Annotated in this window: 17 protein-coding genes; 11 read left to right on the top strand and 6 right to left on the bottom strand. The window is 65.9% G+C overall.

Translation table 11 applies throughout. The annotated features are described in order from the left end of the window. Positions 1–13: 13 nt before the first annotated feature. On the top strand, positions 14–817 hold the full coding sequence (cobA, locus tag ACIGJB_RS12990) for a uroporphyrinogen-III C-methyltransferase (RefSeq protein ID WP_483730200.1): 804 nt from the start codon (positions 14–16) through the stop codon (positions 815–817). A 120-nt stretch (positions 818–937) separates the two neighbouring features. On the opposite strand, the gene ACIGJB_RS12985 is transcribed toward cobA, so the two are convergent. Genes ACIGJB_RS12985 through lptF form a run of 3 tightly spaced genes read right to left on the bottom strand, consistent with a single transcriptional unit; the run spans position 938 to position 3,637 of the window. Then, complete coding sequence (locus ACIGJB_RS12985; RefSeq protein ID WP_483730199.1) at positions 938–1,351, bottom strand: sirohydrochlorin chelatase; 414 nt, start codon at positions 1,349–1,351, stop codon at positions 938–940. 13 nt (positions 1,352–1,364) lie between these two features. Beyond that, positions 1,365–2,519, bottom strand: a complete 1,155-nt coding sequence (lptG, locus tag ACIGJB_RS12980; protein ID WP_483730198.1) for an LPS export ABC transporter permease LptG — start codon at positions 2,517–2,519, stop codon at positions 1,365–1,367. Beyond that, a complete protein-coding gene (gene lptF, locus ACIGJB_RS12975) occupies positions 2,516–3,637 on the bottom strand; it encodes an LPS export ABC transporter permease LptF (RefSeq protein WP_483730197.1) in 1,122 nt (373 codons plus the stop codon). The genes lptG and lptF overlap by 4 nt, the downstream gene beginning before the upstream one ends. A gap of 165 nt (positions 3,638–3,802) precedes the next feature. Between lptF and ACIGJB_RS12970 the strand changes: the two genes are divergently transcribed. From ACIGJB_RS12970 to ACIGJB_RS12960, 3 genes are read left to right on the top strand one after another with little or no spacing between them, the layout of a single operon-like run. After that, positions 3,803–5,335, top strand: coding sequence for a leucyl aminopeptidase (locus ACIGJB_RS12970; protein ID WP_483730196.1), 1,533 nt, complete (start codon positions 3,803–3,805; stop codon positions 5,333–5,335). 22 nt (positions 5,336–5,357) lie between these two features. Next, positions 5,358–5,792, top strand: coding sequence for a DNA polymerase III subunit chi (locus tag ACIGJB_RS12965; RefSeq protein WP_483730195.1), 435 nt, complete (start codon positions 5,358–5,360; stop codon positions 5,790–5,792). Continuing rightward, a complete protein-coding gene (locus tag ACIGJB_RS12960) occupies positions 5,789–6,319 on the top strand; it encodes a hypothetical protein (RefSeq protein WP_483730194.1) in 531 nt (176 codons plus the stop codon). Before ACIGJB_RS12965 ends, ACIGJB_RS12960 begins: the two co-directional genes overlap by 4 nt. A gap of 329 nt (positions 6,320–6,648) precedes the next feature. Here the strand turns inward: ACIGJB_RS12960 and ilvD are convergent, their stop codons facing one another. After that, positions 6,649–8,322 (bottom strand): dihydroxy-acid dehydratase, encoded by a 1,674-nt coding sequence (gene ilvD, locus ACIGJB_RS12955; protein ID WP_483730193.1) that lies wholly within the window; start codon positions 8,320–8,322, stop codon positions 6,649–6,651. Between the two features lie 152 nt (positions 8,323–8,474). On the opposite strand from ilvD, the gene ACIGJB_RS12950 reads away from it, so the two are divergent. Beyond that, on the top strand, positions 8,475–9,422 hold the full coding sequence (locus ACIGJB_RS12950) for a LysR family transcriptional regulator (protein WP_483730192.1): 948 nt from the start codon (positions 8,475–8,477) through the stop codon (positions 9,420–9,422). A 17-nt stretch (positions 9,423–9,439) separates the two neighbouring features. Continuing rightward, complete coding sequence (gene lgt / locus ACIGJB_RS12945; RefSeq protein WP_483730191.1) at positions 9,440–10,270, top strand: prolipoprotein diacylglyceryl transferase; 831 nt, start codon at positions 9,440–9,442, stop codon at positions 10,268–10,270. 18 nt (positions 10,271–10,288) lie between these two features. Here lgt and ACIGJB_RS12940 read toward each other — a convergent pair whose 3' ends face one another. Then, the gene (locus ACIGJB_RS12940; RefSeq protein ID WP_483732322.1) at positions 10,289–11,332 is read right to left on the bottom strand and encodes a M48 family metallopeptidase; all 1,044 of its coding nucleotides are present in this window, start codon (positions 11,330–11,332) and stop codon (positions 10,289–10,291) included. A gap of 48 nt (positions 11,333–11,380) precedes the next feature. Beyond that, on the bottom strand, positions 11,381–12,481 hold the full coding sequence (locus ACIGJB_RS12935) for a YjgN family protein (RefSeq protein ID WP_483730190.1): 1,101 nt from the start codon (positions 12,479–12,481) through the stop codon (positions 11,381–11,383). Positions 12,482–13,214: 733 nt separating this feature from the next. Between ACIGJB_RS12935 and ACIGJB_RS12930 the strand changes: the two genes are divergently transcribed. The 5 genes from ACIGJB_RS12930 to ACIGJB_RS12910 all read left to right on the top strand — a co-directional run bounded on the left by ACIGJB_RS12930 (position 13,215) and on the right by ACIGJB_RS12910 (position 18,920). Further along, positions 13,215–13,931 (top strand): GntR family transcriptional regulator, encoded by a 717-nt coding sequence (locus ACIGJB_RS12930; RefSeq protein ID WP_483730189.1) that lies wholly within the window; start codon positions 13,215–13,217, stop codon positions 13,929–13,931. Continuing rightward, positions 13,928–15,343 carry a malonyl-CoA decarboxylase domain-containing protein gene (locus ACIGJB_RS12925; RefSeq protein ID WP_483730188.1) on the top strand — a complete coding sequence of 472 codons (1,416 nt, stop codon included), beginning with the start codon at positions 13,928–13,930 and terminating at the stop codon, positions 15,341–15,343. The genes ACIGJB_RS12930 and ACIGJB_RS12925 overlap by 4 nt, the downstream gene beginning before the upstream one ends. A 132-nt stretch (positions 15,344–15,475) precedes the next feature. Then, positions 15,476–16,477 carry a Bug family tripartite tricarboxylate transporter substrate binding protein gene (locus ACIGJB_RS12920; protein ID WP_483730187.1) on the top strand — a complete coding sequence of 334 codons (1,002 nt, stop codon included), beginning with the start codon at positions 15,476–15,478 and terminating at the stop codon, positions 16,475–16,477. Between the two features lie 3 nt (positions 16,478–16,480). Further along, on the top strand, positions 16,481–17,263 hold the full coding sequence (locus ACIGJB_RS12915; RefSeq protein WP_483730186.1) for an enoyl-CoA hydratase/isomerase family protein: 783 nt from the start codon (positions 16,481–16,483) through the stop codon (positions 17,261–17,263). Between the two features lie 103 nt (positions 17,264–17,366). Next, on the top strand, positions 17,367–18,920 hold the full coding sequence (locus tag ACIGJB_RS12910; protein ID WP_483730185.1) for a malonate--CoA ligase: 1,554 nt from the start codon (positions 17,367–17,369) through the stop codon (positions 18,918–18,920). Positions 18,921–18,973 lie beyond the last annotated feature (53 nt).

Below are 18,973 nucleotides of genomic sequence, written 5' to 3'. Positions count from 1 at the left end.
GCGCAAGGGGCAGATGATGAGCAAGACAGGCAAAGCGACCGGCAAGGTCTACCTGATCGGGGCAGGCCCCGGGGCGGCGGATCTCATTACGGTGCGTGGTGCACGGTTGTTGGGCGAAGCCCAGGTCGTGCTGCACGACGCACTGGTATCGCCGGAGATGCTGGCCTGGTGTCCGCAAGCGAAGCTGGTGGAAGTGGGCAAGCGCTGCGGCAAGCGTTCGACGGCGCAGCTGTTCATCAACCGCCAGATCGTCGACATGGCCACCAAGTTCGAACGCGTGGTGCGCCTGAAGGGCGGCGATCCGATGCTGTTCGGCCGTGCCGACGAAGAGCTGCAGGCACTGGAAGCAGCGGGCATCGAGTATGAGGTGGTGCCGGGCATCACTGCCGCGCTGGCGGCCGCTTCGGCCATCGCCAAGCCGCTGACCAAGCGTGGCGTGGCGCGCAGCGTTGCGTTTGCCACGCAGGCCAAGGCCGCGGACGGCACGGAAGTGCCGGCTGCGGCGGCCGACATCGAGGCCGATGTACGCGCCGACACGCTGGTTTACTACATGGGCCGCGACCAGGCCGCGGCCATCGCGGCGCGGCTCATCGCGCACGGCAAGGCGCCATCGACGCCGGCATGGGTGGTGGAGTCGGTCAGCACCGCGCGCCAGCGCAGCCATGCGTTCACGCTGCAGCAGATGGCGGCGGGCGAGGCGGCTGGCTGGATCGACCCGGCACAACCGAGCTTGCTGATGATCGGCGAGGCATTGGCGGCGCGGGCGACGGAGCCGGTGCTGGATAAGACGGAGCCTGTTGCGGCGAAAGCGGCCTGAGGCTGCCGACAAAGCCAAAATCGCGAGGGTTGTCTCCCCTCTCCCGCAAGCGGGAGAGGGGAGACAACAAGCAGATATTTTTCGTTTGTCAGCAATCGGACCGGGCACTGCCCGGTTTTTTCATGCGCCGCCCGTTGCGGCCGGCGCGAGCGATGCCACGCAGTACGCGGCAATCGCATCGAGGACACTGTCATCCTCGCCCACTGCGGCCGCGCAGCGAATCGACAAGGCAGGATATTGCTGCCTGCAAGTATCGATGAGCGCCGGCAGGTCGCGCCGAATGTGGCCACCCTGCCCGAAGAACACCGGCACCACGGTAACTTCAGCGACGCCAGCCGCAGCCAGTTCAGCCAGGGCCTGCGGCAACTGCGGCGACATCAATTCCAGGAAAGCGAGCCGCACCGGCGTCCCCGGCAACGCAGCGCCGAGCTTCTGCGCCAGCCGGTCAAACGGTTCACGCCAACGCACATCGCGCGCGCCGTGGGCGAACAAAACGAGGGCCTGTTGCACGGGCGCGGTTGCGGTCGGAGGCATCGTGGCCCTTGTGTCAGTGACGATCCACCCAGCGCAGCGCCGTCAGCGCCAGCAGCAGGTACAGCGTGCCCGGCACCAGCGCCGAAACGATTGGCGGCCAGGTATGCAGCAAGCCCACGTGCGAAAACAGCGTATTCGACAGGTGGAACGACAGCCCCAGCATGATCCCGCCGAACACCTTCACGCCGACCGCGCCCGCGCGCGCGTGCAGGTAGGCGAAGGGCAGGGCGAGGGCCATCATGACGAACAGGGTCAGCGGGTAGACCACTTTCTTCCAGAAGGCGATCTCGTAGCGCTGCGTGTCCTGCTTGTTGTCGCGCAGGTGCCGGATATAGCGGAACAGGTCCAGCGTCGACATGCGTTCGGGCGTGACCAGCAGCACGGACAGGATCTGCGGCGTCAGCTCCGAGTGCATGGTGATGCTGGGGAACTTGACCTGCTCGGCGCGGAACTCGGGCGCGAGCCCGTCGCCAGGCGCGTTGGCCGGCTTGCCCAGTTCCGAGAAGCGCGTCTCGTTGACATCGCTCAGCAGCCACGACTGGGCGCCCTGGTAACGGCCTTCCTTCACCACCCGGATGACGCGCAGGCGGTACTGGGCATCGAACTCATAGACCGTGATGCCGGTGATGGTCTGGTCGGGCCGCAGCCCGGCCACGTTGACGAAGCGCGTGATCTCGCCATCGCCCTTCGGATCCTTGTCGCGGTCCTTGACCCAGACGCCGGAACGGAAGTCCGACGATACCGTGGCACCGATGGCTTCCAGCTTGACCTTTTGCGCGAACTGTTCGGCCCGGGGGCCGATGAACTCGCCGAAGATGAATGTGATCAGGGCCAGCGGCACCGCCAGCTTGAACAGCGAAAACAGCGCCTGCCGCGTATTCAGGCCCGCCACCCGGAAAATCGTGAACTCCGACTGGCTGGCCAGTTGCGAGAAGACGTAGATCGCGCTGATCAGCACCGCGATCGGCAGCACCTCGTAGACCCGCGTCGGCGCCTGCAGCAGGACGTGGAAGAACGCGATCAGCGAGGTGTACTTGCCGGCAACGCTCTCAAGTTCGTTGAGCAAATCGAAGAACACGAACAGCGACAGCACCGCGAACAGGATGAAGATGAACACCCCATAGACCTGGCGCGCAAAGTAGCGCTCGTAGACGCGCAGCACCCTCATGCCGTGCCCCCCTTGGCGGGCGCGGGCGCACGCCCGAACACGGCGCGCCAGCCGCCCAGGCTGCGGTTCTGCCGGTAACGGAACATCACCAGCGCGGCCAGGAGCACCACCAGGTGGATCGGCCACCAGGCCAGCCAGAACGGGACCGAGCCGGAACGCACCCAGGACTGGGCCAGGTTGATCATGTTGCTGTAAGTCAGGTAGATCAGCACCGCGAACACCAGCGGCGTGTAGCGGCCGAGCCGCGGGTTCACGTACGCCAGCGGGATGGCGATCATCACGAAATTGAAGGCAAGGATCGGCAGAGAAATGCGCCAGAGCAGCTCGCCCAGGTTCTCGCGCGTGGGATTGCGCAACAGGTCGATGGTGTCACGGCTTTTTGGCGGCACGGAGTTCTGGCTTTCGGGTGGCTTATTGTCCACCTTGACGGCATAGCGCTCGAACTCGACGATGCGGTAGTCGATCTGGCCCGGCGTGCCGGCATAGCGGCGGCCATTCTCCATGACCACCAGGCGGTCGCCGTTGGGCATGGTCTCGAACTTGCCCTGGTGGGCCAGCGCAACCCCGACCTTGCCGGCCTCGGCATTGGCGACAAAGACGTTGCGAGCGTATTGCATGTTGGCGTCGATGCCTTCGATGAACAGCACGTAGTTGCCGTTGGACGGTTCGATGAAGCGACCCGCGGCAATCATCGACAGCACGCCGCGCTGCTCGAAGCGGTCGCGGAACAGCGCGCTCTGCTGATTGGCCCACGGCCACGCGAACACGCCGAGCAACAGCGACAGCAGGATGAACGGCGCCGCGAACTGCAGCACCGGCTTGACCAGGTCGCGCAGCGAGATGCCGGCCGAGAACCACACCACCATCTCGGAGTCCTTGTACCAGCGCGTGAGCACAATCAGCGTCGAGATGAAGAGCGTGGCCGAGAGCAGGATGGACAGATAGCCGATCGTGGCCAGGCCGATCAGGATCAGCACGTCGTTCGGGCTGGCCTTGCCGTTGGCGGCCAGGCCGAGGATACGGATCACAAGCGACGTGAGCATGAAGGTCAGCATCACCAGGAACACCGCGCCGGCGGTGTAGGCGAGCTCGCGTCGCAGGGCTTGTTGAAGGATCATGCGGTGTCGGTTCCGGGCTGCCGGCCGGCGCGGGCGATGTGCCGTGTGTCAAGTGCCTCGCAGGACAGCGGGCTGGCGGCGGGGCGGATCGGCAGCGGCAGGTCGCGGATAAAAATCGCGGATAATGGGGGCTTTCGTGACTACAAGCCCCTAGAAGGAAGCGCGATGGAATTTAGCACAAAAGCCCTGGATTGGAGCAAAGCCGGCCAAAATGGTTTCCTGGCGACCAAGACCGACTGCCTCGTGGTCGGCGTGTTCGAAGGACAGAACCTGGCGGGGGTCGCCAAGGCCCTTGACGTGGCTACCAAGGGCTTGGTCGCACGCTTGCTGAAGCAGGGCGACTTCGAAGGCAAGCGCGGCACGCAGCTTACGCTGCACGAAGTGGCCGGCGTGGGCGCGGCCCGCGTGCTGCTGGTCGGCCTGGGCAAGGAAGCGGACTTCAGCGACAAGGCGTTTGCCGAATCCGTGCGCACGGCCGTGCGTGCCTTGTCGGCCACGCGCGCGACGTCGGCGCTGTGGTGCCTGTCGCAACAGCCGCCGCAGCAGCGCGACATCGGCTGGGCCGTCATCACGACGATCACGCTGGTGCGCGACGCGGGCTACCGCCTGCTGGAGCGTCACCCGGGCCTGAAGCGCGCCAACGGCAAGCCGGGCGCGCCCGACAAGCCGACGCTGCGCAAGGTGGTGCTGGCCGTGGACGCCAACGATGCCAAGGCCGCGACCCAGGCCGTGGTGCGTGGCACGGCCATCGCCAACGGCATGGAGCTGACCCGCGACCTCGGCAACCTGCCGTCCAATATCTGCACCCCGACCTACCTGGCCAACACGGCGCGCGCCATTGCCAAGCGCCACAAGCTCAAGGTGGAAGTGCTCGGCCGCAAGCAGATGGAAGCGCTGAACATGGGCTCGTTCCTGGCCGTGACCAAGGGCAGCGTCGAGCCGCCGCAGTTCATCGTGCTGCGCTATGACGGCGCGGGCGCCAAGCAGGCGCCCGTGGTGCTGGTGGGCAAGGGCATCACCTTCGATACCGGCGGCATCTCGCTCAAGCCGGGCGAGGGCATGGATGAAATGAAGTACGACATGTGCGGCGCGGCCTCGGTGCTGGGCACGCTGCAGGCCGTGGCCGAGATGGGGCTGAAGCTCAATGTGATCGCCGTCGTGCCGACCTGCGAGAACATGCCTAGCGGCATCGCCACCAAGCCGGGCGACGTGGTGACCAGCATGTCGGGACAGACCATCGAGATCCTGAACACCGACGCCGAAGGCCGCCTGATCCTGTGCGATGCGCTGACTTACGTCGAGCGCTTCAAGCCGGCCGCGGTGGTCGACGTGGCCACGCTGACCGGCGCCTGCATCATCGCGCTGGGCCACATCAACAGCGGCCTCTACGCCCGCAGCGACCTGCTTGCCGACCAGTTGCTGCAGGCCGGCCGCAAGTCCATGGACACTGCCTGGCGCATGCCGCTGGAAGACGAGTACCAGGACCAGCTCAAGTCGAACTTCGCCGACATGGCGAATATCGGTGGCCGCCCGGCCGGCAGCGTGACCGCCGCCTGTTTCCTGGCGCGCTTCACCGAAAAGTATGACTGGGCCCACCTGGACATCGCCGGCACGGCCTGGAAGAGCGGGGCGGCGAAGGGGGCCACCGGGCGCCCGGTGCCGCTGCTGGCCCAGTTCCTGATGGATCGCGCCGCCTGACGGGCGCAAGGGGCAGGCAGTCATGACGCGCATCGATTTCCACAGCAACGTGCCGGACAAGCTGGGCTATGTCTGCCGGCTGGTCCGCAAGGCATACGGCGCTGGCCAGAAGGTGGTGGTACACGGCCAGCCGCCGCAGCTCGCGGAACTCGACGCGCGGCTGTGGACCTTCTCGCCGCTGGACTTCCTGCCGCACTGCGGCGTGGACAGTCCCAATGCGGCTGTCACACCGATCGTGCTGGCCGCGCAGCTGGAGGGGCTGCCGCACCATCAGCTGCTGATCAACCTGGACTCGCAGGCACCGGCGCAGTTCGCCAGTTTTGAACGCCTGATCGAAGTGGTGGGTGCCGGCGACGAAGACCGCGAGGCCGGGCGCGAGCGCTATCGTTTCTACCGTGAACGCGGTTATCCGCTGACGCACCACGACCTCGGCCAGCCCAAGGGAGATTCCGCATGAGCGAACGCACGACCTCGCGGGTGATCCCGCGGCTTGGGCCCAACGACAGCATTCCGCTGCTGACCGAAGTGGTGGAGTTTCCGGATGCTGCCGCGGCGCGCGCCGAGGACGGTGTCATCGATACGGCCGGCATGGCCGAGTCCGGTGTGGTCACGTATGTTGGTGACACCGGTGAGCCGGATGCATTGGCGATACCGGTTTTGACGGATGAGCTGGAAGACGGCGATACTGCGTTGCCGGTGACCGATCCCGAAGACATCGCTGTGTCGGGTCGCTATTTGTCGGATGCGCCCGGCGAGGATGATCTGCGCGCCATGCGTTCCGAGTTGCTGACACGCGTGATGATGCGGTTTCGCACGGAGTGGCCGCAGGTGGTGGAAGCGCATACCGAGGCCACGCTGCGCGCGCGGTTGGCGCCGCTTACCGCGCAGCTCGCGGCTGAACTGACCCAGGCGCTGGAGGCTCGGCTGGTCGAGTGGCTGGATGCGACGCTGGAGGAGATTGAGAGGGATCCGGGGGGAATGTGAGGGCGGCGTGCTTGGCAGGCGCCGCTGTTTCGCCGGCGTAGCCGGCGAGTCACTTTTTGTCCGAGCGACAAAAAGTAACCAAAAAACGCGTTTGCTTGTCCTAGCGGACGAATATTGATCGTAGCGTGCGAAGAATTTCGTACGGGTATTCGCTTCAGAGCATGCCCGGCTGCCTGCCGCGTGGAGCGCGTCCGTCTGCAGGCTCTCCGACAATGATTGAACCAGCCCCGAACCTGTCCGTGGCCCGGCACTGCCCGCGCTTTCGCATCATCGCCTGCGGCTGCGCTGCGCGCGGCTCAGTAGCCGCGACGCTTCGCGCAACCGTCCGCTCAATCGGTCACGGCCCCCTTGCTCGCGGTTGACGCCAGCCGCGAAAACTTCGCCAGGACCCCCCGCGTATAGCGCGGTGCGGGCTGCTTCCATTCGGCGCGGCGCCTTGCCAATTCTTCATCCGATACATTGACCTGCAGCACCAGCTTGTGCGCATCAATCGTGATCGAATCCCCTTCCTGAACCAGCGCGATATTCCCACCCACATACGCCTCGGGCGCTACGTGGCCAACCACCATGCCCCACGTGCCACCCGAGAAGCGGCCATCCGTAATGAAGCCCACGGATTCGCCCAGCCCCTTGCCGATGATGGCCGAGGTCGGCGCCAGCATCTCCGGCATGCCCGGGCCGCCCTTTGGGCCCAGGTAGCGCAGCACCAGCACGTCGCCGGCGTTGATCTTGTCGGCCAGGATTGCCTCCATGGCGCTCTGCTCGTCTTCGAACACGCGCGCCGGGCCGGTGATGACCGGGTTCTTCAGACCAGTGATCTTCGCGACCGCACCCTCCTCGGCCAGATTGCCCTTCAGGATCGCCAGGTGGCCTTCGGCGTATAGCGCCTTGTCGATCGGCATGATCACGTTCTGGTCCGCACGCGGCTGGTCGGGCACGTGCTCCAGTTCCTCGGCCAGTGTCCGGCCGGTGATGGTCAGGCAGTCGCCATGCAACAGCCCGGCCTTCAGCAGGATCTTCATCACCTGCGGGATGCCGCCGGCCCTGTGCAGGTCGGTCGCCACATACTGGCCCGATGGCTTCAGGTTGCAGATCACCGGCACCTTGCGGCGGATGCGCTCGAAATCGTCAATGGTCCATTCGACTTCGGCCGAGTGCGCAATGGCCAGGTAATGCAACACCGCATTGGTCGAGCCGCCGGTCGCCATGATCAGGCTGACTGCATTCTCGATCGACTTGCGCGTGATGATGTCGCGCGGCTTGATGTCCTGCTTGACGGCCTCGACCAGCACGCGCGCCGATTCGGCCGCACTGTCGACTTTTTCCTGGTCAGGGTTGGCCATCGTCGACGAGTACAGCAGCGACATGCCGAGCGCCTCGAACGACGAACTCATCGTGTTGGCCGTGTACATGCCACCGCAGGAACCCGTGGACGGGCAGGCGTTCTTCTCCACGCCCTCGAAGTCTTCCTCGCTCATGCGGCCCGCTGTGAATTCGCCCACGGCTTCGAACGACGACACGATCGTCAGGTCCTTGCCCTTCCAGTTGCCCGGCCGGATGGTGCCGCCATAAACGTAGATGCTAGGTACATTGGTGCGCGCCATCGCGATCATGCCGCCCGGCATGTTCTTGTCGCAGCCGCCGATTACGACCACGCCATCCATCCACTGGCCCTGCGCGGCAGTCTCGATGCAGTCGGCGATGACCTCGCGCGAGATCAGCGAGTACTTCATGCCCTCGGTGCCCATCGACATGCCATCGGAGATGGTCGGCGTGCCAAACACCTGCGGATTGGCACCGGACGCCTTCACCGCATCGATCGCGGCATCGGCCAGGCGCTGCAGGCCCGCGTTGCATGGCGTGATCGTCGAATGGCCATTGGCGATGCCGATCATCGGCTTGTCGAAGTCCTCTTTCTGGTAGCCGAGGGCGTAGTACATCGAGCGGTTCGGGGAACGGGCCACGCCTTGCGTGATGTTCTTGGAGCGCTTGTTGAATGCCATGGTGGGGGTCTCCGGGGGATGTCTCTCGGCCGCCAGCACGCCGCACGGGCGCCGGCAGGGCAATGTTGTGCCAAAAGAATGCGACTTGCGTTTTGGCGTGTCAAATATATTATTTGACCGTTATTGAGTCGAAAAACATATCAGGAGCGGCATTGGACCTGCGCCAGCTGCGGTACTTCGTCACGGTGGCGGAAGAGTTGCATTTCGGCCGCGCCGCCACGCGGCTGGCCATGACGCAGCCGCCGCTTTCGCAGCAGATCCAGTCGCTGGAAGAGGAAATCGGCGTGCAGCTGTTCGCGCGCACGCGCCGCTCGGTGATGCTGACGCCCGCCGGTCAGCAATGGCTGCCCGAGGTGCGGCGCGTGCTGGCGGACGCGGCCGCGCTGCCGGCGCTTGCCCAGCGCTTCGCGCGGGGGGAAATCGGCTCGCTGGCGCTGGCGTTCGTCAGCACGGCCGACTACGGCATCCTGCCCGACCTGCTGCGGCATTTCCGCGCACAGCATCCGGAAGTCCAGCTGCAGTTGCGCGAGGCCACCAGCGATATCCAGCTCGAGGCGCTGATCGACGGCAGCATCGACGCCGGGCTGGTCATCCGCCCGCAATGGCCCGCCATGCCGCACGGCCTGTCCTACCTGCCGCTGGTCAGCGAACCACTGGTGCTGGCCGTGCCGGATGGCTGGCGGCCCGCGCACGGCATCGCGCCTGCGGATGGCAAGGTTTCGCTGCGCGACGCCGCGCAGGAACCGCTGATCATTTTCCCGCGACGAAGCGCGCCGGTGTTTTATGACATCATTACGGGCTACTATGCGCGCGACGGCTTGTCGCCAGTGATCGCGCAGGAAGCCATCCAGATGCAGACCATCGTGAGCCTGGTGTCTGCAGGCATGGGGGTGGCGCTGGTGCCGGCCTCGCTCTGCAACCTTCGCCGCACCGGCGTGTCGTACCTCGCATTGCGCGAGGCGGGGCCACAGATCGAGACCGGACTGGTCTGGCGCGAGAGCGCCGCCGGCGTCGCGCCGGCGCTGCGTTCCCTGATCGACATCGCGAGCGGGCTGGCCTCCGCGGGACCTTTGGGCTCCGTGGCTGCCGGGCCTTTATAACTTCCACCCACCTCACCATGCTGATTCATCCCCAATTCGATCCGGTCGCCATCCATCTCGGCCCGCTAGCCATCCGCTGGTACGGGCTCATGTACCTGGCCGGGTTCATCATGTTCCTGTGGTTCGGACGCCTGCGCATCCACCAGCCGCATATGGCGGCCAAGGGCTGGGTCACGCGCGATCTCGATGACATGCTGTTCTTCGGCGTGCTGGGCGTGATACTGGGCGGACGGCTCGGCTATGTGCTGTTCTACAAGCCGTCGTACTACCTCTCGCATCCGCTGGAAATCTTCAAGGTGTGGGAAGGCGGCATGGCCTTCCATGGCGGCTTTCTCGGCGTGCTGGTCGCGATGTGGCTGTTCGCGCGGCTGCGCAAGCGCCATTGGCTGGAGGTGACCGACTTCATCGCGCCGATGATTCCGTGCGGGCTGGCCGCCGGCCGCATCGGCAATTTCATCAACGGCGAACTGTGGGGCCGGCCCACCGACCTGCCGTGGGGCATGATCTTCCCGCAGGCAGGCGACAATATTCCGCGCCACCCGTCGCAGCTCTACCAGTTCGCCGGCGAAGGTGTGGCGCTGTTCATCATCCTGTGGCTGTTCGCACGCAAGCCGCGGCCGATGGGCGCGGTGTCGGGCGTGTTCCTGATCGGCTATGGCGCCTTCCGTTTCGCCGTCGAGTTCGCGCGCGAGCCGGACAATTTCCTGGGCCTGCTGGCGCTGCACCTGTCGATGGGTCAGTGGCTGAGCCTGCCGATGATCGTGATCGGGATCGGGATGGTGGTGTGGGCATATCGCCGCCAGCCGCGTACCGCCGAGGAACAGCCCGCGACGGGAACGGGTGCCTGACAGGGCGTCCGCGCGCGGTCAGGTGCCTGCCGCGCGCAATGCCTCGATCCGTTCGCGCGTGTGCGGATGCGTAGAAAGGAAATCATCGCTCTCGGGTTCTTCGGCCTTGCCGGCGGGCGCGGCGGCGTCCTTCTGCGCGCCACGGTTCCGGTTCTCGAGCGCAACCAGGACATCGGCGAGCGCTGACGGCGGCAGCCGGTTGCGCTGCATGATCTCGATGGCATAGGCATCCGCCTCGCGTTCATGCTCGCGCGAATAGCGCAGCGTCAGCATCGCGGCGGGCACGCCCGCCAGCACCGACGAATAGTCGCCGAACATGTAGGCCGCCAGCGCGCCGACCGCCGATGCCTGGATGACCTGCTGCAGGCCGTGGCGTCGCGCGACATGGCCAGCCTCGTGTGCGAGCACCCCGAGCATGCCAGCGCCGGTCCCCGCCAACTCTACCAGTTCATCGGTGACCACGATGGTGCCGCCGGGCAGGGCCAGCGCATTGGCGCCCAGGCGCCCGCCCCGGCGGAACACGATCTGGTAGTCATGGCCCGGATCCTCGGGCCGCGTCAGCCCGGCAAAGCCCGTGCGGATGCGCGCCTGTTCCGCGGCGGGCAGGCGCGTGGGCTCGACCACGCCGTTGTCCAGGCTGGCCAGCGTCGCGCGCCCGAGCTGCGCCTCGAGCGCGGGCGGTACGGCGCGTGCGATATGGGACGAACCCCACGGCAGCACGACGTAATAGCCCAGCACGAACACGGCAACCAGCGCGGCCACGGCCATGCCCGCCATGCGCCAGCTGTTCTGCGCCTTGACCACCCAGCCTTCCCGATGCCCCGTTTCGGCAAGCAGCCGGTCGAACCCGTTGTGGTCGCTCACCTGGCAGAAGGCGCCGTCCGCGAACGTGACCAGGCGCGGCGCGCGCCGGACCCGCTCCGATACGCGCAGCGACGACAGCGCCGCGCGCCGCAGTTCCGCACCATCGGCATCGCGCAGCACGGCCTGGCCGGCGTCCACGGCCAGCGTGGCCGGGTGCGCCCGGGAAGAGCGGCCATCGAAGTAGGTGACGGGAATCATCGGCGCCATGTCATCGGTGAATCATTGCGGCATCTGCTGCGCGCAGGCTCACAGCGCGATGTCGATGTCGTACCAGTCCGCCGCGGCATCGCCGAGCGCGCCTACGCTCTCGGCCTGCCCCGCCACGAAGGCATCCAGCGGCGCGCGCGCCAGCAGCGACATGCGTTCCACGCGGTAGCGTGCGGACCTGACCCGCGCAAACGGCAGGAACAGGCCCAGGGTCAGTGTGATGGCAACCATGTTGGTCAGGAAAATATAGAACAGGCGGCTTGCTTTCACCTCGCCGCGGAAGCCGTGCGGGGCCAGGGTGGTGTGGTTCCACACCACGTTCTGCAGCCGCGCGGTGAAGTAGGGCCCAATAGCCAGGAACGAGGCGTAGATGCCGAGTGCTCCGACCAGGCCCGCAAGCATCGAGGCGGCTTCGTTCCCGCGTGCCGCTGCGGCGAGCCCGGCAGCGCCGAGGCCGGCAACAATCAGCACCAGCACTGTCAGCCCGCAGCCACGCAGGTAGACGCTGTAGAAATCCCCGGAAACCGCGCTGAAGGCGAATGGCGCCGTGCCGAAACGCGTGTGGTTATGCTGGTAGTGCTTCAGCCGCTGATGCGCCAGCGGTGCCAGCGCGCCAAGCGTGAACACCGCCAGCAACGGCCACAGCACGAACACCTTGTACGCCTCGGCATCGCCGCCTGTGAAGGCGAAGCGCAGGCCGCGATAGCTCGTATTCGCCATGCGGAAGCGCAGCGACCGGACCAGCAGCAGCGGGAACACCGCGGCCAGCGCCAGGGCCAGCAGGACGGCCAGCAGCGGCGACACCTTGCCGGCCAGCTGGAACGCGAGTGCCAGCACGAACACGATGGCGCGACCCTTGAGGATGGCCGTCGGCTTGCCGTGGTAATCGAACGTCGCCCCGTCCAGGCTGGTGTTGCGATAGAAGTACTGCAACGTGCGGACCTTGGCCCACGCGGAGTAGATGCCGAACGTGACGACGGTCAGCAGGGTGTTAACGATCCAGATCCGGAAATATTCCGATCCTGTGCCGGTGAAGGCCAGCCGCAAGACGCTGGGCTCGACCGCGGACGTCGAAGGAGGCCGGGCGCGGTCAGTCGTTTCCGGGAAAGCGGGGACTGCGCTGGTGTCGCCGGTTTGCATGGTCGGAATTCCCCTCGGGTCGGATCGCGGACGCCGTGCCGCGTTGTTTCATCAGCGCAACCAATTTGCGCGTGTCGATTGTGCCTTACTCCCCATACCGCTGGCATTTGAACTGACAAATTCGCCACAAATGCCAGTGTCTTCAGGGCCTCCCCAACTTCCCGACCCGCGCCGGACAGGATCAGTGTCGTAACAGTCTAGAAACATTCTGTTACATCGATGCGGTCTTGTAACAAGTTTCTCATCATCGACTTCAATTAAAACAAGGGCTTAGCATTCGTGGCACGATCCTCGCTAACTCTTCTGTTACAACAGAGCGGGCTATGCCGAAGTCCGCCAGGACGGCGCCAGGGAGGACCTGCGGGTCAGGCAGGGGCACCGGACCACAATGACGGCAGACGGGAAATCTGCGCACGCATCTGTTGTGCGCCAACAGGGGGGGCGCGGGGTCTGCGCCGGGAGTCCATGACCCACGCCGGGCGATGCCTTTCCAGGCGTTGGCCGGCGATGAAATAGTCCGCAGCTGTTCTTTCAGGCGCGGGCGGATGCTGGCGGGGAGGCCTGGCATCCGCCCGCCGCACCTCTGCCCATTCCGGAATCGATCTCGCTGGCCCATCCGCCGCTGCGGCGCAGCATCGAAATGCCTTGCCTGATACTTCCAGTTATTCATAATTATGAATTATGGAGACCTCCGCACAACGTGGGAGGTCTGGACTGATCCTGGCGGAGGCCTATGCGTATCGTCCAGCAGGCGCTGTATCTCGAAGTGGCGGACCGCATGCGCGGCATGATCGATGCGCACGCGCTCGTTCCCGGAGCATGGATCGACGAAAGCACGCTCGCCGGGCAACTCGGCATTTCACGCACGCCGCTGCGCGAAGCGCTCAAGGTGCTCGCGGCCGAGGGGCTGGTTCGCCTGGAGCCGCGGCGCGGCTGCTTCGTCAACGAGCTGTCAGAGCGCGATCTCGACGAAATCTTCCCGCTCATGGCGCTGCTGGAAGGACGCTGTGCCTACGAGGCCGCGCGCAACGCGACCGCGCAGGATCTGGAGGCGCTCGAAGGGTTGCACGCCGAACTCGCGCGGCATGCCGGCGCGGGCGAGATCGATGCCTACTACGAGACCAATTTCCAGATCCACGAAGCGATCCAGCGGCTGGCCGGGAACCGCTGGCTGTCGGGGCTGATCAGCGATCTGCGCAAGGTGCTGCGCCTGTCCCGGCACAAGAGCCTTAAATTGCCGGGGCGCATCAACGAGTCCTGTGCCGAACACCTGAGCATCTTCTCGGCGCTCAAGGCACACGACCCCGAAGGCGCCGAAGCCCTGATGAAGACGCATCTCTTGCGCCAGCGCGTCGCCCTGACTGCGCTGGATCGCAGCGCACGGGCCGATGGGGCCGCGCTGCATGCGTTTCCGAACGTTTCTTCTCGCACCCAGGCAGGTACCCCATGAGCGCCCTCGACTCCGGTGATCAGAAGATCAGCGCCCCGCTGGGCGTCAGCGAACCTTCAGGTCCCAACCTGTTGTCCAGGATCGGACGCTGGTGGGGCCGCAAGGGCGAAGCCGCTCCCGTGCGGGCAAAGGACGTGGAGGCGGCGCCGTTGCCAGCGCGCGTGGCGCGCCGCCAGCATGAACAACTGCGGCTTTGCCTGGATGCGCGGCTGACCGACGGCAATGCCAATGCCGCCGCCCAGGCCTGGCAAGCCGAATACGAAGCCGCGGACGAAGGCACGCGCCGCGCCATGCTGGAAGTCCTGGCAGAAATCGCTAGCGGTGCGGGTTCCGAAGACGGCGCCGCGGACGCCGGCGGGGCCGCCAAGCCGGCACAGGCCTTGTCCCATGCGCGTATCCGCTTCTTCAAGCGGCTGGCCGCGCTGCATGGGCAGCGAGGCAACAGCGCCTGCGGCCTGCACTTCCTGATCCACCTGCGGGCCGACATGCTGCGCTGGCAGCGGCGCGTCCCGGGCTTGCGCGTGCTCGATGAAGACCTGGAGGCGCTGTTCTCCAACTGGTTCGATGTCGGCCTGCTCGAGTTGCAGCCGATCACCTGGGACTCGCCGGCGTCGTTGCTCGAGAAGCTGATCCGCTACGAAGCGGTGCATGAAATCTCGTCGTGGACCGACCTGCGCAACCGCCTCGATTCCGACCGCCGCTGCTATGCATTCTTCCATCCGCGCATTCCACGCGAGCCGCTGATCTTCGTGGAGGTCGCCTTCGTGCCGGAGATGGCGGCCAATGTCCAGTCCCTGCTGGACGAGGCCGCGCCGCTGGAAGACCTGCGCCGCGTGAAGTGGGCCATCTTCTATTCGATCTCGAATACGCAGGCCGGATTGCGCGGTGTGAGCTTCGGCAACTTCCTGCTCAAGCGCGTGATCGAGGAACTGCAACGCGAGTTTCCCAAGGTCAGGCAGTTCGCCACGCTGTCGCCGATTCCGGGGTTTGCCGACTGGCTGCGCAAGCAGGACGGCACCACCGTGGCCGAGGCGCTCGGTGCCAGGCGGGTGGCGCGCTGGCAGGACCGGCACGGCCCGGCGCCGGCCGATGGCGCGGGCTGGCTCGCCGCGTTGCCAGCCGATTCCCAGGACGCCGTGGTGCGTGACACCGCGCTGTCGCTCGCCGCGCATTACCTCGTGCGCGAGCGCAGCCAGTCCATGCCCGCGGACCCGGTGGCGCGCTTCCACCTGGGCAACGGCGCTTGCGTGGAACGGCTGAACTGGGGCGGGGACCTGTCGCGAAAAGGCTGCAGCCAGTCGTGCGGCATGATGGTGAATTACCTTTACGCGCCCGAGGCACTGGATGACAATCTAGCGCGCCTTGGCGAAGGCAACCCGCGCATCAGCCGTGCTGTCGCGAAGCTGCTGTGATTCTGGTCAGGTCACGTAAAACACGCCATGGCATCGCCGTTCCCTGACCACCGGGAACGGCCTTTGACGGGATTAACAACAAGCAGTATCGGGATCAACTTTCCACTTCGAGAGAAAGAGGAGACAGTGAAGATGAATCGTCGTCAGTTCAGCCTGGCCGCGTGCGCGCGCGCCGCCGTCGTGGTCGCAGGCGTTGCCGGCATGGCCGGGCAGGCACCCTCCGCGCTGGCGGATACCTGGCCTTCCAAGCCGGTCACGGTGATCGTGCCGTTTCCGGCAGGCGGTGGCACCGATGCCTTTGCCCGCCCGCTGACCGCGCAGCTTTCCAAGCAGCTCGGCAAGCAGTTCGTTATCGACAACCGCGGCGGCGCCGGCGGCACGGTCGGCGCGAGCCTGGCGGCCAAGGCCGCGCCGGACGGCTACACGGTCTTCATCGGCGGCGCGCACCACGCCATCGCGCCGTCGTTCTACAAGAAGCTCGACTACGACATCGAGAAGGACTTCATCCCCGTCACCGTGATCGCGCAGCCGCCGCAGGTCGTGGTGGTGAACCCGTCGCGCGTGCAGGCCAATACGCTGAAGGAACTGCTCGACTACGCGCGCAAGAATCCGGGCAAGCTGAACTACGGCTCGGCCGGCAATGGCTCCTCGCACCACCTCGCGGGCGAACTGTTCAAGCTGCAGACCAAGACCTTCATCACGCATATCCCGTACAAGGGCGCCGGCCCGGCGTTGTCGGACCTGATCGCTGGCCAGGTGGACCTGATGTTCGACGGCCTTGGCTCTTCCGCCCAACATATCCGCGCGGGGCGCATCAAGGCGCTGGCGGTGGCATCGGCCAAGCGCTCGCCGGCGTTCCCGAACGTGCCGACCGCGGCCGAGGCCGGCGTGCCGAACTATGAGGTCTCGACCTGGTATGCCATGTGGGTGCCCAAGGGCACGCCGAAGGAAATCGTCGACCGCCTCTACACCGAGACCGAGAAGGCCCTGAACACGCCGGATATGAAGCAGGTCTGGCTCAGCAATGGCTCCGAAACGCCGCAGTTCACGCAGGAGCAGTTCGCGCAGTTCCAGCGCAGCGAGATCAAGCGCTGGGCCCAGGTGGTGCAGGCCTCTGGCGCCAAGATCGACTAAGCGATGAGCGGTACTGTCCAGTTCGCTGTCGCAGGCACGACGGCCACCGTCACGCTGTCGCACCCGGGCAAGCTCAACGCCATCTCGGCGCAGATGTGGGAGGCGCTGACCGCCGGCTTCACGCGGCTGTCGGCCGACGCCTCGCTGCGCTGCGTGGTCGTGCGCGGCGCCGACGGCAATTTTGCCGCTGGCGCCGACATTGCCGAGTTTCCCACGGTGCGCGGCGACGAAGCCGCGGTGCGCCGCTACCACATGGAGATTATCGCGCCGGCGCTGGCGGCCATCGCTGGTTGCCTGCACCCGACCGTGGCGATGATCGAGGGCGTATGCGTCGGCGGCGGCCTGGAGATTGCCTCCCATTGCGACCTGCGCATCGCGGCGGACAACAGCCGCTTCGGCGTGCCGATCAACCGGCTCGGCTTTCCGATGGCGCCGGGCGAGCTGAAGGGTTTGCTGGCGCTCGCGGGCCGTGCCGTGGCGCTCGAGATCCTGCTGGAAGGCCGCGTCTTCGATGCGGCCGAAGCGCGCGAAAAGGGATTGGTGACGCGCGTGGTTGCGGCCGGCGGCGTGGCGGCGGAGGTCGAGGCCACGGTGCGCCGCATCACGGCCGGGGCACCGCTCGCCGCGCGCATCAACAAGGCCACGATCCGCCGCCTGTCGCCACAGCCCGAGCCTTTGAGCGACGAGGAACTGTCCGCACATTTCGCCTACGCCGAAGGCGGCGACCATGGCGAAGGCGTGGCCGCCTTCCTGGCGCATCGTCCCCCGCGGTTCACGGGGAACTAGCGCATTTCCGCATTACAATCGCCCATCGCGTCATCGTCCCATCGACCCTTCGTCCATTGCATTGCGCGCCCGGACTCCGGAAGCCCTTGTCTTCATCCGCACCATGAACGCCAACCTGTTCGCTCTGTTCGAAACCCGCTTTCCCGCCGACCGCACCGCGTGCTGCATCGAAACGCATGACGGCCTGTACTACAGCTGGGACGATCTCGACCGCGCCACCGCCAAGCTGGCCAACCTGCTGACAGGCCTTGGCCTGCCCGAAGGCGCGCGCGTGGCCGTGCAAGTGGAGAAATCGCCCGAGGCGCTGTTCCTGTACCTGGCCACGCTGCGCGCCGGCTATGTCTACCTGCCGCTGAACACGGCCTACCAGGAAGCGGAGATCGACTACTTCGTCGGCAACGCCGAACCGTCGGTGGTGGTGTGCAGCAGCAAGAATTTCGCCTGGGTATCGAAGGTGGCGTTCCGCCACGGCACCAGCTACGTCTTCACGCTTGACGAAGACCGTTCGGGCTCGCTGCTGTCGCGCGCCGCGGCGCGGCCCGATACGTTCGAGACCGTGCAGCGCGCTGGCGACGACCTTGCCGCCATCCTCTATACGTCCGGCACCACCGGCCGCAGCAAGGGGGCGATGCTGACGCATGGCAACCTGGCATCAAACGCGCAGACGCTGCACGAATACTGGGGCTGGCGCAGCGACGATGTGCTGCTGCACATGCTGCCGATCTTCCACGTGCATGGCTTGTTCGTGGCTTCGCACGGCGCGCTGCTGGCCGGTGCCAAGATGATCTGGGCGCCCCGGCTGGACATGGCGCAGGTGCTGAAATTCCTGCCGCGTTCCACGGTGATGATGGGCGTGCCGACCTACTACGTGCGCATGCTGCAGGAGCCGCGCTTCGACGACGACACCTGCCGCCGCATGCGCTTGTTCGTGTCGGGTTCGGCGCCGCTGCTGCTGGAAACATTCGAAGAATTCCGCAAGCGCACGGGCCACACCATCCTCGAACGCTACGGCATGAGCGAGACCGTGATGCTGGTCTCCAACCCGTACGACAGTGCCCTGGGCGAGCGCATCGGCGGCACGGTTGGCATGCCGCTGCCTGGCGTGTCGGTACGCGTGGTCGATGGCGAGGGCCACCCGAGCGCGATCGGCGAGATCGGCAATATCGAGGTCAAGGGCCCGAACGTGTTCAAGGGCTACTGGCGCATGCCGGAGAAGACGCGCGAGGAATTCACGGCGGATGGATGGTTCAAGACCGGCGATGTGGGCCGCTTTGGCGGTGCCGTCGTCAGCCAGGCGGGCGAGGTTTCGGTACCGGACAACTACGTGACCATTGTCGGCCGCAGCAAGGACCTGATTATCTCCGGGGGCTACAACGTGTATCCGAAGGAGATCGAGAGCTTTATCGACGAGATGCCGGGCGTGGCGGAAAGCGCGGTCATCGGCGTGCCGCATGCCGATTTCGGCGAGGCCGTAGTGGCGGTGGTGGTGAAGAAGCCCGGCGTCGATCTCGATGAGGGCGAGCTGATCGGCACGCTGAAGGGACGCATTGCCAACTTCAAGGTACCCAAGCGCGTGCACGTAGTGGATGAGCTGCCGCGCAATACTATGGGCAAGGTACAGAAGAACGTGTTGCGGCAGCAGTTCTCGGCGCTGTAATTCTTGTCTCCCCTCTCCCATTTATGGGAGAGGGGAGCAACCACCGCCTCCGC

The sequence above is a fragment of the Cupriavidus sp. C2SS-8b genome (assembly GCF_057073745.1).
Note: the sequence above shows the minus strand (reverse complement) of the source record. Positions and strands in the feature narration are given on the sequence as shown.

Excerpts from the sequence above, each read along its gene's own strand:
- cobA (WP_483730200.1), top strand. The coding sequence starts at position 14 with ATGATGAGCAAGACAGGCAAAGCGACCGGCAAGGTCTACCTGATCGGG.
- ACIGJB_RS12985 (WP_483730199.1), bottom strand. The coding sequence starts at position 1,351 with ATGCCTCCGACCGCAACCGCGCCCGTGCAACAGGCCCTCGTTTTGTTC.
- lptG (WP_483730198.1), bottom strand. The coding sequence starts at position 2,519 with ATGAGGGTGCTGCGCGTCTACGAGCGCTACTTTGCGCGCCAGGTCTAT.
- lptF (WP_483730197.1), bottom strand. The coding sequence starts at position 3,637 with ATGATCCTTCAACAAGCCCTGCGACGCGAGCTCGCCTACACCGCCGGC.
- ACIGJB_RS12970 (WP_483730196.1), top strand. The coding sequence starts at position 3,803 with ATGGAATTTAGCACAAAAGCCCTGGATTGGAGCAAAGCCGGCCAAAAT.
- ACIGJB_RS12965 (WP_483730195.1), top strand. The coding sequence starts at position 5,358 with ATGACGCGCATCGATTTCCACAGCAACGTGCCGGACAAGCTGGGCTAT.
- ACIGJB_RS12960 (WP_483730194.1), top strand. The coding sequence starts at position 5,789 with ATGAGCGAACGCACGACCTCGCGGGTGATCCCGCGGCTTGGGCCCAAC.
- ilvD (WP_483730193.1), bottom strand. The coding sequence starts at position 8,322 with ATGGCATTCAACAAGCGCTCCAAGAACATCACGCAAGGCGTGGCCCGT.
- lgt (WP_483730191.1), top strand. The coding sequence starts at position 9,440 with ATGCTGATTCATCCCCAATTCGATCCGGTCGCCATCCATCTCGGCCCG.
- ACIGJB_RS12940 (WP_483732322.1), bottom strand. The coding sequence starts at position 11,332 with ATGATTCCCGTCACCTACTTCGATGGCCGCTCTTCCCGGGCGCACCCG.
- ACIGJB_RS12935 (WP_483730190.1), bottom strand. The coding sequence starts at position 12,481 with ATGCAAACCGGCGACACCAGCGCAGTCCCCGCTTTCCCGGAAACGACT.
- ACIGJB_RS12930 (WP_483730189.1), top strand. The coding sequence starts at position 13,215 with ATGCGTATCGTCCAGCAGGCGCTGTATCTCGAAGTGGCGGACCGCATG.
- ACIGJB_RS12925 (WP_483730188.1), top strand. The coding sequence starts at position 13,928 with ATGAGCGCCCTCGACTCCGGTGATCAGAAGATCAGCGCCCCGCTGGGC.
- ACIGJB_RS12920 (WP_483730187.1), top strand. The coding sequence starts at position 15,476 with ATGAATCGTCGTCAGTTCAGCCTGGCCGCGTGCGCGCGCGCCGCCGTC.
- ACIGJB_RS12915 (WP_483730186.1), top strand. The coding sequence starts at position 16,481 with ATGAGCGGTACTGTCCAGTTCGCTGTCGCAGGCACGACGGCCACCGTC.
- ACIGJB_RS12910 (WP_483730185.1), top strand. The coding sequence starts at position 17,367 with ATGAACGCCAACCTGTTCGCTCTGTTCGAAACCCGCTTTCCCGCCGAC.